This window comes from Pantoea sp. Cy-640 (assembly GCF_011752635.1).
Classification (GTDB): Bacteria; Pseudomonadota; Gammaproteobacteria; order Enterobacterales; family Enterobacteriaceae; genus Pantoea; species Pantoea dispersa.
The window spans coordinates 56899-69559 of record NZ_VWXB01000001.1; the positions used below are offsets into that span (position 1 = coordinate 56899).

At 58.2% G+C, this 12661-nt stretch carries 15 protein-coding genes; 9 read left to right on the top strand and 6 right to left on the bottom strand.

The features are described from left to right. The first annotated feature begins 67 nt into the window (after nt 1-67). The 7 genes from F3J36_RS00280 to rlmC all read left to right on the top strand — a co-directional run bounded on the left by F3J36_RS00280 (nt 68) and on the right by rlmC (nt 6805). Nucleotides 68-547 (top strand): YbjN domain-containing protein, encoded by a 480-nt coding sequence (locus tag F3J36_RS00280; RefSeq protein ID WP_021508382.1) that lies wholly within the window; start codon nt 68-70, stop codon nt 545-547. Between the two features lie 371 nt (nt 548-918). Continuing rightward, a complete protein-coding gene (potF, locus tag F3J36_RS00285) occupies nt 919-2028 on the top strand; it encodes a spermidine/putrescine ABC transporter substrate-binding protein PotF (protein WP_021508381.1) in 1110 nt (369 codons plus the stop codon). Between the two features lie 119 nt (nt 2029-2147). Further along, nucleotides 2148-3281, top strand: a complete 1134-nt coding sequence (gene potG, locus F3J36_RS00290) for a putrescine ABC transporter ATP-binding subunit PotG (protein ID WP_021508380.1) — start codon at nt 2148-2150, stop codon at nt 3279-3281. Between the two features lie 9 nt (nt 3282-3290). Further along, nucleotides 3291-4247 (top strand): putrescine ABC transporter permease PotH, encoded by a 957-nt coding sequence (gene potH, locus F3J36_RS00295; protein WP_021508379.1) that lies wholly within the window; start codon nt 3291-3293, stop codon nt 4245-4247. Beyond that, a complete protein-coding gene (gene potI, locus F3J36_RS00300) occupies nt 4244-5089 on the top strand; it encodes a putrescine ABC transporter permease PotI (protein ID WP_166718621.1) in 846 nt (281 codons plus the stop codon). The genes potH and potI overlap by 4 nt, the downstream gene beginning before the upstream one ends. 66 nt (nt 5090-5155) lie before the next feature. Further along, a complete protein-coding gene (locus F3J36_RS00305) occupies nt 5156-5620 on the top strand; it encodes a YbjO family protein (RefSeq protein WP_021508377.1) in 465 nt (154 codons plus the stop codon). A 48-nt stretch (nt 5621-5668) separates the two neighbouring features. Then, nucleotides 5669-6805 carry a 23S rRNA (uracil(747)-C(5))-methyltransferase RlmC gene (rlmC, locus tag F3J36_RS00310; RefSeq protein WP_166718622.1) on the top strand — a complete coding sequence of 379 codons (1137 nt, stop codon included), beginning with the start codon at nt 5669-5671 and terminating at the stop codon, nt 6803-6805. Between the two features lie 63 nt (nt 6806-6868). Here the strand turns inward: rlmC and F3J36_RS00315 are convergent, their stop codons facing one another. From F3J36_RS00315 to F3J36_RS00340, 6 genes are all read right to left on the bottom strand, one after another. Next, nucleotides 6869-7600 (bottom strand): arginine ABC transporter substrate-binding protein, encoded by a 732-nt coding sequence (locus tag F3J36_RS00315; RefSeq protein WP_166718623.1) that lies wholly within the window; start codon nt 7598-7600, stop codon nt 6869-6871. Between the two features lie 153 nt (nt 7601-7753). Then, nucleotides 7754-8422, bottom strand: a complete 669-nt coding sequence (gene artM, locus F3J36_RS00320) for an arginine ABC transporter permease ArtM (protein ID WP_059008982.1) — start codon at nt 8420-8422, stop codon at nt 7754-7756. A gap of 3 nt (nt 8423-8425) precedes the next feature. Continuing rightward, entirely contained in the window at nt 8426-9139 is a 714-nt protein-coding gene (gene artQ / locus F3J36_RS00325) for an arginine ABC transporter permease ArtQ (RefSeq protein WP_021508373.1), read from the bottom strand. A 6-nt stretch (nt 9140-9145) separates the two neighbouring features. Further along, nucleotides 9146-9877, bottom strand: a complete 732-nt coding sequence (gene artJ / locus F3J36_RS00330) for an arginine ABC transporter substrate-binding protein (protein ID WP_021508372.1) — start codon at nt 9875-9877, stop codon at nt 9146-9148. Between the two features lie 15 nt (nt 9878-9892). Beyond that, nucleotides 9893-10621: an arginine ABC transporter ATP-binding protein ArtP gene (gene artP, locus F3J36_RS00335; RefSeq protein WP_058775358.1), complete on the bottom strand. Its 729-nt coding sequence runs from the start codon at nt 10619-10621 to the stop codon at nt 9893-9895. Between the two features lie 239 nt (nt 10622-10860). After that, on the bottom strand, nt 10861-11400 hold the full coding sequence (locus F3J36_RS00340) for a lipoprotein (protein ID WP_021508370.1): 540 nt from the start codon (nt 11398-11400) through the stop codon (nt 10861-10863). Between the two features lie 108 nt (nt 11401-11508). Here F3J36_RS00340 and F3J36_RS00345 point away from each other — a divergent pair, with 108 nt between their 5' ends. Next, complete coding sequence (locus F3J36_RS00345) at nt 11509-11829, top strand: heavy metal-binding domain-containing protein (RefSeq protein WP_058757780.1); 321 nt, start codon at nt 11509-11511, stop codon at nt 11827-11829. Beyond that, complete coding sequence (locus F3J36_RS00350) at nt 11829-12653, top strand: N-acetylmuramoyl-L-alanine amidase (protein ID WP_166718624.1); 825 nt, start codon at nt 11829-11831, stop codon at nt 12651-12653. Before F3J36_RS00345 ends, F3J36_RS00350 begins: the two co-directional genes overlap by 1 nt. Nucleotides 12654-12661: the final 8 nt, after the last annotated feature.

Genomic DNA, 12661 nt, shown 5'->3' on the forward strand with positions numbered 1-12661 from the left:
TCGTGGCATCTGCGACTGTTTTTCCGTAAGCTAAGGCGCTTATTTATTCACCCCACAGGATACAACGATGGATTCACTGGTCGTTCCTGACATCGACATGCTGCGTCGCTGGCTGGATCAACAAAATATCACCTGGTTCGAATGCGACGCCTGCCAGGCTTTGCATCTGCCGCATATGCAGAATTTTGACGGGGTGTTTGACGCGAAAATCGACCTGGTGGATAACGTTATCCTCTTCTCGGCGCTGGCAGAAGTAAAGCCCACCGCGCTGATCCCGCTGGTAGGCGAACTGTCGCAAATCAATGCCAGTTCGCTCACGGTGAAAGCCTTTATCGATATACAGGATGACAACCTGCCGAAGCTGATCGTCTGCCAGTCAATCAGCGTAAGCGCCGGCATCACCTTTGGTCAGTTCACCCACTTCATGAAGCAGAGCGAAGAGGGGATTTCGATGGTGATCATGGAAGCGTTCGCTAATCATCTGCTGATGATGGGCGAAGATGAGGAGCGTCCGCCGAGCGTCAGCAGCCACAGCATGCTGCACTGATTTTCCCCTCCTGCTAACTGCCGCTTTTTGCGGCAGTTTTCATTTCAGGCCCACCACTTTTTATTCTGCATTTTGCCCTTTATTGCCAGATATTAGTCGTGCTTTATGCCGCTAGTGCCAGAGTGCATAGCAGAAACATGCATAACTTATCGCAAAAAGGCGTTTTTTAAGCTGGGATCTGGCACGCAGGAATCAGGGGGGCTATTCTTGCGGGGCTGTCTGATACGTGCAACTACGGCGCAGCTATAGGTTTTTGCTATTAAACTCCCGCTGAATATTGATTCATTGTGTGGCTGTAATTTAACAGACAACGCAACGACCGGATCGCGTGTATGCAGCGTTGTGATGACCCGCTCAGGAGGAAGAAAAACATGATCAACCAGTCAAAAAAATGGTTGCCAGGTGTGGTTGCAGGTGTGCTGATGGCTGCGGCCGTGGGCGCTCAGGCAGAGGATAAAACGCTGCACGTATATAACTGGTCCGATTATATTTCGGCCGACACCGTGCCCAATTTTGAAAAGCAGACCGGCATCAAAGTGGTCTACGACGTGTTTGACTCCAACGAAGTGCTGGAAGGCAAACTGATGGCCGGCAGCACCGGCTATGACGTGGTGGTACCGTCGTCGAGCTTCCTCGCGCGTCAGCTGCAGTCGGGTGTGTTCCAGGAGCTGGATAAGAGCAAGCTGCCTAACTATAAAAACCTCGATCCCGATCTGATGGCGAAAGTGGCCCAGCACGATCCGGGTAACAAATACGCCATTCCTTACCTGTGGGGCACCACCGGTATTGGCTATAACATCGATAAAGTCAAAGCGGCACTGGGCGCCGATGCGCCGGTGAACAGCTGGGATCTGGTGCTGAAGCCGGAAAACCTGGAAAAACTGAAGAGCTGCGGCGTTTCGTTCCTCGATGCGCCAGAAGAGATTTTTGCCACCGTGCTGAACTACCTCGGCAAAGATCCAAACAGCTCTGACGCGAAAGATTACACCGGCGCGGCGACCGATCTGCTGCTGAAGCTGCGGCCGAATATCCGCTACTTCCACTCTTCGCAGTACATCAATGACCTCGCCAACGGCAATATCTGCGTCGCCATCGGCTGGTCTGGCGATATTCTGCAGGCGAAAGATCGCGCGGTGAAAGCCAACAACGGTGTCCATCTCGGTTACAGCGTACCGAAAGAGGGCGCGCTGGCGTTCTTCGACATGATGGCCATTCCAAAAGACGCGAAAAACCTGGATGCGGCTTATCAGTGGCTGAACTACATCATGGATCCGAAAGTGATTGCCGACGTCTCCAACAAGATGAACTACGCCAACGGCAACAAAGCGTCGCTGCCGCTGATCAATGCGGATGTGCGCAACAATCCGGGTATCTTCCCGACGCCGGAAGCGATGGCCAAACTGTTTGTGCTCAAGGTCCAGGATCCGAAACTGGATCGTGCGCGTACCCGTGCATGGACTAAAGTAAAAAGTGGTAAGTAATTCGTTCTGAACGGATTCCCTTATCGGTAAACGACAACAGAGGCGCGGTGCTGGCCTCTGTTGTGTCATTTAGCGGCTGGCTGTGCCGCGCTATCCCGCTTAGCGCCGGAGACATGTGAGTGAACGACGCGATTCCCCGCCCCCAAAATAAAACGGCTAAGGCGTTAACGCCGCTGCTGGAAATCCGCAACCTGACGAAATCGTTTGACGGCCAGCACGCCGTGGATGATGTCAGCCTGACCATTTACAAAGGCGAAATTTTCGCGCTGCTGGGCGCTTCCGGCTGTGGCAAGTCCACGCTGCTGCGGATGCTGGCCGGCTTTGAAATTCCCAGCAGTGGCCAGATTGTGCTGGATGGTCAGGATCTGTCCCACGTGCCGCCGTATCAGCGGCCCATCAACATGATGTTCCAGTCGTACGCGCTGTTTCCACACATGACGGTGGAACAGAACATCGCTTTTGGCCTGAAGCAGGACAAACTGCCGAAAGGCGAAATCAGCAGCCGCGTGGCAGAGATGCTGGCGCTGGTGCATATGGAAGAATACGCCAAACGTAAGCCGCACCAGCTTTCTGGCGGCCAGCGTCAGCGCGTGGCGTTGGCGCGTAGCCTGGCGAAACGTCCCAAGCTGCTGCTGCTCGACGAACCGATGGGCGCGCTGGATAAAAAACTGCGCGACCGCATGCAGCACGAAGTGGTGGATATTCTGGAGCGCGTAGGCGCTACCTGCGTGATGGTGACCCACGATCAGGAAGAAGCCATGACCATGGCGGGCCGCATCGCCATCATGAACCGCGGTAAATTTGTGCAGATCGGCGAGCCGGAAGAGATTTACGAGCACCCGACCAGCCGCTACAGCGCCGAGTTTATCGGCTCAGTGAACGTGTTTGATGGCCTGCTGCGCGAACGCCGCGACGAGGGCGTGGTGATCGACAGTCCGGGACTGATGCATCCGCTCAAGGTGCAGACCGATGTGTCGATTGTGGACAACGTGCCGGTGCACGTGGCGCTGCGGCCGGAAAAAGTGATGCTGTGCGACGAGGTGCCGGCCGACGGCTGCAACTTTGCTGTGGGCGAAGTGGTGCACATCGCCTATCTCGGCGATCTGTCGATCTACCACGTACGGCTGCGCAGCGGCCAGATGATCAGCGCCCAGCTGCAGAATGCGCATCGCTACCGGAAAGGCGCGCCCACCTGGGGCGATGAAGTGCGCCTGTGCTGGGATGCCGACAGCTGTGTGGTCCTGACGGTTTAAGGAGGCGCTATGAGCCAGATTTCTCAACGCAGCGAGCCGGAGGTAGCGGGCACACCGCTGCAGCGCTGGGGCACGCGCATGAAAATGCAGCACGGTCGCAAGCTGGTGATCGCGCTGCCTTATCTGTGGCTAATCCTGCTGTTTATGCTGCCGTTCCTCATCGTGCTGAAGATCAGTTTCGCCGATATTGCGCGCGCCATTCCGCCGTACACCGATTTGGTGACCTGGGCGGACGACCAGCTCAACCTGGTGCTCAATCTGGGCAACTACCTGACGCTGACCGACGATCCGCTGTACGCCGAAGCTTATCTCACCTCGCTGAAGGTGGCGGCGATCTCAACGGTGATCTGTCTGCTGATCGGTTATCCGCTGGCGTGGGCGGTGGCGCACAGCAAGCCCTCCATGCGCACCATCCTGCTGCTGCTGGTAATCCTGCCGTCGTGGACCTCGTTCCTGGTGCGCGTCTATGCGTGGATGGGACTGCTGAACAACAACGGAATCCTCAACCGCTTCCTGATGTGGCTTGGCGTGATCGATCATCCGCTGATCATCCTGTACACCAACACGGCGGTGTATATCGGTATCGTTTACTGCTACCTGCCGTTTATGGTGCTGCCGATCTACACCGCGCTGACGCGTATTGATTATTCGCTGGTGGAAGCGTCGCTCGACCTCGGCGCGCGCCCGCTGAAAACCTTCTTCAGCGTCATCGTGCCGCTGACCAAAGGCGGCATTATTGCTGGCTCAATGCTGGTATTTATCCCGGCGGTGGGCGAGTACGTGATCCCGGAACTGCTCGGCGGACCGGACAGCATCATGATTGGGCGCATTTTGTGGCAGGAGTTCTTCAACAACCGCGACTGGCCGGTGGCCTCGGCGCTGGCGGTGATCATCCTGCTGATCCTGATTCTGCCTATCGTCTGGTTCCACAAACATCAAAACCGTGAAATGGGGGAGAAGGGATGAATCAGCTACCGGTAATCCGCTCTCCGTGGCGCACCGCGATTCTGGCGCTGTGCTTCCTGTTCCTGTACGCGCCAATGCTGCTGCTGGTGGTTTACTCCTTCAACAGCTCGCAGCTGGTGACGGTATGGGAGAGCTTCTCGTTTCACTGGTATCGCGTGCTGTTCCAGGATGATGCGATGCTGGATGCGGTTGGCCTGAGCCTGACCATCGCGGCGCTGTCGGCCACCATGGCAGTGGTGCTCGGCACCATGGCGGCGGTGATTATCGTGCGCTTCGGGCGTTTTCGCGGCCACAGCGGCTTTGCTTTCATTCTCACCGCGCCGCTGGTGATGCCCGACGTGATCACTGGTCTGTCGCTGCTGCTGCTGTTCGTGGCGATGGGCAACACCTTTGGCTGGCCGGGCGATCGCGGCATGCTGACCATCTGGCTGGCGCACGTCACGTTCTGTACCGCCTACGTGGCGGTGGTGATCAACTCGCGGCTGCGCGAGCTGGATCGCTCAATTGAAGAAGCGGCGATGGACCTCGGCGCTACGCCGCTGAAGGTGTTCTTCGTGATTACCGTGCCGATGATTGCCCCGGCGATCATTACCGGCTGGCTGCTGGCGTTTACTCTGTCGCTGGACGACCTGGTGATCTCCAGCTTCGTCACCGGGCCGGGCGCTACCACGCTGCCGATGGCGATCTTTGCCACGGTGCGGCGCGGCGTCAATCCGGAGATCAACGCGCTGGCCTCGCTGATTCTGTTTGTGGTCGGGCTGGTCGGCTTTATTGCCTGGCGCTTTATGGCGCACGAAGAAAAACAGCGATTGCGCGATATTCAGAAAGCAAAACGTGGCTGAGTGACGCAACATTTGCCAATATAAGCAAGGCTGACTCTGTCAGCCTTTTCTTATGGAGCGCGCGCAATGTCGGAAACGTTGAAAAACCTGGTGTTAACCTCCACGCCCGTGCCGGTAACCATTGCCGGCAGCGCCATTATCGCCACGCGCTGTATCAGCGTGCTGATGCTGGCCAATGAGCTGGGCTATGACGAAATCGCCAATTTCGTGCACCGCAGCGCGCAGGCGTGGGACTCCACGCTGATTTTTATCGCCAGCCAGCTGATTTTCCTGTTTGAACTGCGCTGTGCCTTTACCCTGATGCGCGGCAGTAATGCCGGGCGCTGGGGCTACGTGGCCACGCAGATCGTGGTGCTGCTGTACATGCTGATGGCGTCGGTGGGCTGGATCTATCCGGAGATTTTTAGCATTCCCGGCGAGAATAACGCGCAGATTATTCACCACACGCTGCTGCAGAAACTGCCGGATGTGCTGGTGCTGCTGCTGCTGTTTGTGCCGGCCAGCAGTCGCGCATTTTTTCGCAGCCGGTGATACAATCGGCCCCCGTTTTTGCTCCCGATTCTCAATACAGGCCTTTCCATGCATTGCGCGCTTTATCAGGCCGGCCGCTGTCGCTCATGTCAGTGGCTGGAAAAACCCTATCCGCAACAGCTGAACGACAAGCAGACGCAGCTGACGCAGCTGCTGGACGGCATGCCGGTCGCCGACTGGCGGCCGCCGGTTACCTCGGCGCAGCAGGGGTTTCGCAATAAAGCCAAGATGGTGGTGAGCGGCAGCGTGGAAAAACCGCTGTTCGGCATGGTGGCGCGTGACGGCGAGCCGGTGGATCTCTGCGCCTGTCCGCTCTATCCCGCCAGCTTCGCGGCGGTATTCGACGTGCTGAAACCGTTTATCGCCCGTGCCGGTCTGACGCCGTACAACGTGGCGCGCAAACGCGGCGAGCTGAAGTTTTTGCTGCTGACGGAGAGTACCCAGGGCGGCATGATGCTGCGTTTTGTCCTGCGCTCGCACAGCAAACTGGCGCAGCTGCGCGCCGCGCTGCCGTGGCTGCAACAGCAGCTGCCGCAGCTGCAGGTGATCTCCGCCAATATTCAGCCGGTGCACATGGCGATACTGGAGGGCGAGGAGGAGATGGCGCTGACGCCTGAGCAGGCGCTGCCGGAACGCTTCAACGACGTGCCGCTGTATATCCGTCCGCAAAGTTTCTTCCAGACTAACCCGCAGGTGGCGGCTGCGCTGTACGCAACGGCACGCGACTGGGTGGCGGAGCTGCCGGTGCACAGCATGTGGGATCTGTTCTGTGGCGTTGGCGGCTTTGGCCTGCACTGTGCCACGCCGCAGATGCAGCTGACCGGCATTGAAATCAGTGCGGAAGCCATCGCCTGCGCGCAGCAGTCGGCGCAGCAGCTGGGGTTAGAGCAGGTGAGTTTTGCCGCGCTGGATTCCACGCAGTTTGCCACCGGGCATACGAGCGTGCCGCAGCTGGTGCTGGTCAATCCGCCACGTCGCGGTATTGGTGCAGAACTGTGCGCCTGGCTGAGCCGCATGGCGCCGGACTACATCCTGTATTCCAGCTGCAATCCCGCCAGCATGGCGCAGGACATTGCGCGCCTGGCCGACTATGACATCAGCCGCGTGCAGCTGTTCGATATGTTCCCGCACACCGCACATTTCGAGGTGCTGACGTTACTGCGTTGTAAGGGTGGAATCGCGTAGCGCCCGGCTGCGCTGAGGACGTGCAGAACCTGGCAGGCCCGGCGCCACGCAACTCCATAATGCTTATTCCGGGAACCACTTCTGATTGATCTGCTGCCAGCGACCGTTGGCTTTCAGCGCCGCCAGCGCGCTGTTCAGCTGTTGCAGCAGCGCGCTGTTGCCCTTGCGCACCGCAATGCCGAGCCCGGTGCCGAAGTAGTCGCTGTCGGTAATATGCTCGCCGACCGCGCTCAAATCCGCATTGGCCTTCAGCCACTGATTGACGACTGCGCTGTCACCAAATACGCCGTTGAGCCGGCCATTTTTCAGGTCGAGGATCGCGTTCTGGTAGCTGTCGTAGGCCACCGCGATCACTTCCGGATGCTTCTCCAGCAGGTATTTCTGATGGGTGGTGCCGTTTTCCACGCCGATGCGTTTGCCTTTCAGCTGGCCAAAGTCGCTATATTCACCTTTGTGGGCGATGACGATTGCCGAATTGGCGTAGTAGGGCTGGGTGAAATCGACCTGCTTACTGCGCTCGGCGGTGATATCCATACCGGAAATGACCGCGTCATAGCGACGGAATTTCAGCGAAGGAATCAGGCTATCAAAGGCATTGTTGGTGAAAGTGCACTCGGCCTGCATCTGCTGACATAGCGCTTTAGCGAGGTCGATATCAAAACCGACAATCTGGTTATTCTGGTCGAGTGATTCGAACGGGGGATAGGTGGCTGAGGCAGCAAAGCGAATTTTCTCTGCCGCATAAGCATTCATTGCCAGCGTTGCCATCACTGCCGCAACAATCCATTTTTTCATTATAAGGCTCCTGTAAACCATGCCAGAGGCGAAACGATTTACACGATGCCAGTTAATGCATTTGTATGCAATAAATATGATTAAAAATTTATTTCGCTGCGATCAGATATAGCGGGGAAGGGCGCGGCGCTTCCTTCGCGCCGCGTCAGACGATCAGTTGCGGCGCTCAAACGCCAGCGCGCGCTTCTCGACCAGGCGCATCAGCAGCGTCAGCAGGCCGTTAACCACCAGATAAATCAGACCGGCGGCAGCATACACGGTGACATCGTAGGTGCGGCCATACAGCAGCTGGCCATGGCCCATCACTTCCATCAGCGTAATGGTATAGGCCAGCGAAGTACTCTTGAACACCAGCACCACTTCGTTGGAGTAAGAGGAGAGGGCGCGCTTAAACGCGTACGGCAGCAGAATACGCAGCGTATCGCGGCGGCGCATGCCCAGCGCGGCACAGGACTGCCACTGCCCGGACGGTATGGCGCGCACCGCGCCGTAGAACAGCTGTGTGGTGTAGGCTGCGCTATTAAGCGACAGCGCCAGCATGGCACACAGCCACGGCTGCGACAATAAATGCCAGAGCCACGGCACATTCTGAATGCTGGGGAACTGGCCAGGACCGTAATAGATCAGGAAAATCTGCACCAGCAGCGGCGTGCCGGTAAACAGGGTGATATAGCCTTTGACCAGCCAGTTGAGCAGCGGCAGCTTCAGCGCCAGCACAATGGTGCACAGCAGCGCCAGCAGCAGCGCGGCGACCAGTGAGGCGGCCGTCAGGGTCAGGCTGGTATGCAGGCCTTTCAGTAGCTCAGGTAAATACGCCAGCATGCGTCAGGCCCCCCGCTCGAAACGCGTGGTACGTGATTCAATACGGCGCAGCACCGCCTGACTGAATAGCGTAATCACTAAATAGATCGCGGCAGCCACCAGATACCAGGTAAACGGCTCCTGGGTGCGCGTCGCAATGCTTTTGGTCTGCAGCATGAGATCGTTGACGCTAATCAGCGACACCAGCGCCGTATCCTTGAGCAGCACCAGCCACTGATTGCCGAGTCCGGGCAGCGCATGGCGCCACATCTGCGGCATAATCAGGCGGAAGAAAATCGCTGACTTTTTCATGCCCAGCGCCTGGCCTGATTCCCACTGGCCGGACGGCACCGCTTTCAGCGCACCGCGCAGCGTCTGAGAGGCGTAAGCCGAATAGAGCATCGCCAGCGCAATCACGCCACACAGGAACGGGCTGACATCAAAGTTCTCAATCTGCATCTGCACCGGCAGGGTAAACAGGCCCAGATTGAGCTGGAAGCCGTCCGACAGCGTCAGCAGCAGCTGCGAGGCACCGAAATAGATAAACAGCACCACCAGAATTTCCGGCAGGCCGCGAATCAGCGTCACCAGCCCGGTACCGATCCACGCCAGCGGTTTCCAGCGCAGCGATTCCCAGCCAGCAAAAATCATCGCCAGCGCGAGGCCGGCGATCAGGGCACAAACGGCAAGGCCGACGGTCATGCCGGCGGCGCTTGCGAGTGGAATCATTTCATTCATCAGAAATTACTGCTGAAACCATTTGTTGTAGATGGTTTTGTAGGTGCCGTCGGCTTTGATCTTATCCAGCGCGCCGTTGAACTTCTGCTGCAGTTCGCTGTTGCCCTGACGCACGGCGATGCCGAGACCGGTGCCGAAGTAGGCTTTGTCGGTCACTTTCTCACCCAGCGCGGCGAGGTTGGCGTTCTGCTTCAGCCACTCGTTAACCACGGCGGTATCCCCGAACACCGCATCAATACGGCCATTCTTCAGGTCGAGCACCGCATTCTGGTAGCTGTCGTAAGGCACGATGGTGATGTCGCTGTGCTTGTCAGAGAGGTATTTCTGGTGCGTAGTGCCGTTCTGCACGCCCACACGCTTGCCTTTCAGCGCCGCAACGTCCGCCAGCTTGCCTTTCTGCGCGATGAAGGTCGCAGAGTTGTCGTAATAAGGTTTGGTGAACAGCACCTGCTTTTCACGCTCTGGCGTGATATCCATGCCGGCCATCACCGCGTCAAAACGGCGGAATTTCAGGCTGGGGATCAGGCTGTCGAAGGCCTGGTTGGTAAAGGTGCAGGTCGCATCGATCTCTTTGCACAGCGCATTGGCCAGATCGACGTCAAAGCCCTGGATTTTGTTGTCGGAGTCGACAAATTCAAACGGCGGATAAGACGCCTCGGTCGCGAAACGCAGGGTCTGCGCGGCAGAAGCGCTCAGGCTCAGGCTGGCAAGCAGTGCAGCAAGTACAACTTTTTTCATTAGAAGCATCCTGACTTAGTGCGAAAGATAATGAGCAAACGCGTCGGTTTGCGGCTGTGTAAAGTGGCTGGCATCGCCCTGTTCAATGATGCGGCCGTTCTCCATGTACACCACGCGGCTGGCGGTTTTGCGCGCCACCTCGACTTCGTGGGTGACAATCACCTGCGTGATCTGCGTCTGCGCCAGCTCACGAATGATGCTGACGATCTGCGCCGTGATCTCCGGGTCAAGCGCGGCGGTCGGTTCATCAAACAGCAACACCTGCGGCTCCATCATCAGCGCGCGCGCAATTGCCACGCGCTGCTGCTGGCCACCGGAAAGGTGCAGGGGAAAACGATCGGCGTACGGCGTCAGGCGCAGACGTTCCAGCAGTTTATCGGCGCGCGCGCGTGCCGCATCTTTGCTGAGCCCGAGCACACGACAGGGTGCTTCGATCAGGTTCTGCATCACGCTGAGGTGCGGCCACAGATTGTACTGCTGGAACACCATGCCGACATTCTGGCGCAGTTCGCGAATCGCGTTGTCGGACGGCGTCTGGCTGAAATCGAAGTGGTTGCCGGCAATCTGCAGGCTACCGGAACGCGGTAGCTCCAGCAGGTTGAGCACGCGCAGGAGTGAACTTTTACCCGCGCCACTCGGGCCGAGCAACACCAGCGTTTCGCCCTGCGGGCAGGCCAGGTTGATATCGAACAGCGCCTGATGGGCACCGTAAAAACAGTTGATGGCGTTTAGTTGAATACTCATGCGCAAAAAATGAATAGCAATTAGTGTCGCAAATCTTAACGTCACCAGAATAGTTATGCAATTGAGGTGGGTTAAAATTTATTAAAGAGCAATTAAACAGCAAAAGCGTAGCACAAAATCGGGCAGGGCAGCGGGGAAAGGGGCTGACGGGTAAGCGTCGGCTGTTGCGCGGAAGCTTAGCGGCGCCGCAATGGTGCGGCGCGCTAATGGTTGCGGCTGAGTGCGGAAAAAATGCGCGACTATTTTTTCTCTTCCAGCAGCTGGCTGAGCGAGCCGCCACCGGCGTGTGGCCAGTCGCCGACGTAGCGCACATCATCCACCACCCAGCAGGTGCCTTCGTGGATCATCAGCACTTCATCGCGCCAGCTTTTATCGCCGCGGCTCAGCGTCACGCGTAGCGGAATATTACGCGCGTCGCGGTTAGGAATGCTGGAGGCGCTGGCCACGTCAGCGGCAGTGGGCCCCTGTGCCAGGCTGGAGAACAGATCGCCCTGGCGCCACGCTGCCGGTGGGTTGCTCTGGCTGCTGGCATGCAGCAGTTTCTGATACAGGTTGTCGCTCAGGTATGGGCGATATTTTGCCAGCGTGGTGCTGTCCGGCAATCCCTGAGTTGGCTGGCTGACACGTAAATCGTAGAACTGCTGCGCCACGCTGTCCGGACCGCCGTCAACGCAGGGTGCGGTACGCGGCCCGTTGTCCTTGATCACCGGCTCAACGGTGGTACAGGCACTCAGCAGCAATGCAGCGGGAACAAGCAGCGCAAAGGCTTTGTTTCTCATCTCGATTTCCTTATTGTTCACTGGCAAAGCGCCATTTTTAGCATAGAGTATAGCCGTGCTTTTACGCCGTACGAGCTATCGCCTCATGAATCACCACAGGAGAGAACGATGAAATTTTCGACTACGCCAACCCTGGAAGGGCACAGCATCACTGAATATTGCGGCGTTGTGACCGGTGAAGCGATTCTCGGTGCCAACATTTTCCGCGACTTCTTTGCCGGCATCCGCGATATCGTCGGCGGCCGCTCCGGTGCCTATGAGAAAGAGCTGCGCAAAGCGCGGCAGATCGCCTTTGAAGAGCTGGAAGAACAGGCGAAAGCGCTGGGCGCCAATGCAGTGGTTGGCATTGATATTGACTACGAAACCGTGGGCAAAGACAGCAGCATGCTGATGGTGAGCGTTACCGGTACTGCGGTGATCGTGCGCTAATGCGTGCGGTATTACTGCTGGCGATGGCGCTGCTGCTCAGCGCCTGCCAGTCGACGCTGGAAGCGCGCAACGGCTATTGGGTCGATAGCGCGCACCCGGCGCAGGGGGCCAGACCGCGCATCAAAGTGGTGGTAATCCACTACACGGCGGAGGACTTTCCCTCGTCGCTGGCGACCCTGACGGACCGCAACGTCAGCGCGCACTATCTGATTCCGCAGCAGCCGCCGCAGAAAAACGGCGCTGGGGTGATCTGGCAGCTGGTGCCTGAAAACCAGCTGGCGTGGCATGCCGGACCGAGCTTCTGGCGCGGCGCAACGCGCATTAATGACACCTCAATTGGCATCGAAATCGTCAATGCCGGCTATCGCCGCACGCTGACCGGCCGGCAGTGGCAGCCGTTCACCGCCGCGCAAATCACGGCCCTGACCGCGCTGGTGCGCGATATCAGCCAGCGTTACGGCATCAGTCCGGAAAATATTGTCGGGCACAGTGATATCGCGCCGCAGCGCAAGCAGGATCCCGGTCCGCTGTTTCCGTGGCAACAGCTGGCCCGGCAGGGGCTGGGAGCGTGGCCGGATGCCGCCACAGTGCAGCGCTATCTGGCTAACCAGCCGCCGGATGCCCCGGTCGAGGCTGCAACGCTACTGACTGCGCTGCAGCGCTATGGTTATGACGTTGCCGCTGCGCCAACGCCGCAGATGCAGCGCAAACTGATTGCGGCGTTTCAGATGCATTTCCGCCCGCGTGATTACCGTGGCGAAGCCGATGCCGAGACGCTGGCCATCGCCCGTGCGCTGCTGGCGAAATACGGCGCGGCACCGTAGCCGCGCGT

Coding starts and splice junctions, on each gene's coding strand:
- F3J36_RS00280 (WP_021508382.1), top strand. CDS start 68: ATGGATTCACTGGTCGTTCCTGACATCGACATGCTGCGTCGCTGGCTG.
- potF (WP_021508381.1), top strand. CDS start 919: ATGATCAACCAGTCAAAAAAATGGTTGCCAGGTGTGGTTGCAGGTGTG.
- potH (WP_021508379.1), top strand. CDS start 3,291: ATGAGCCAGATTTCTCAACGCAGCGAGCCGGAGGTAGCGGGCACACCG.
- potI (WP_166718621.1), top strand. CDS start 4,244: ATGAATCAGCTACCGGTAATCCGCTCTCCGTGGCGCACCGCGATTCTG.
- F3J36_RS00305 (WP_021508377.1), top strand. CDS start 5,156: ATGTCGGAAACGTTGAAAAACCTGGTGTTAACCTCCACGCCCGTGCCG.
- rlmC (WP_166718622.1), top strand. CDS start 5,669: ATGCATTGCGCGCTTTATCAGGCCGGCCGCTGTCGCTCATGTCAGTGG.
- F3J36_RS00315 (WP_166718623.1), bottom strand. CDS start 7,600: ATGAAAAAATGGATTGTTGCGGCAGTGATGGCAACGCTGGCAATGAAT.
- artM (WP_059008982.1), bottom strand. CDS start 8,422: ATGCTGGCGTATTTACCTGAGCTACTGAAAGGCCTGCATACCAGCCTG.
- artQ (WP_021508373.1), bottom strand. CDS start 9,139: ATGAATGAAATGATTCCACTCGCAAGCGCCGCCGGCATGACCGTCGGC.
- artJ (WP_021508372.1), bottom strand. CDS start 9,877: ATGAAAAAAGTTGTACTTGCTGCACTGCTTGCCAGCCTGAGCCTGAGC.
- artP (WP_058775358.1), bottom strand. CDS start 10,621: ATGAGTATTCAACTAAACGCCATCAACTGTTTTTACGGTGCCCATCAG.
- F3J36_RS00340 (WP_021508370.1), bottom strand. CDS start 11,400: ATGAGAAACAAAGCCTTTGCGCTGCTTGTTCCCGCTGCATTGCTGCTG.
- F3J36_RS00345 (WP_058757780.1), top strand. CDS start 11,509: ATGAAATTTTCGACTACGCCAACCCTGGAAGGGCACAGCATCACTGAA.
- F3J36_RS00350 (WP_166718624.1), top strand. CDS start 11,829: ATGCGTGCGGTATTACTGCTGGCGATGGCGCTGCTGCTCAGCGCCTGC.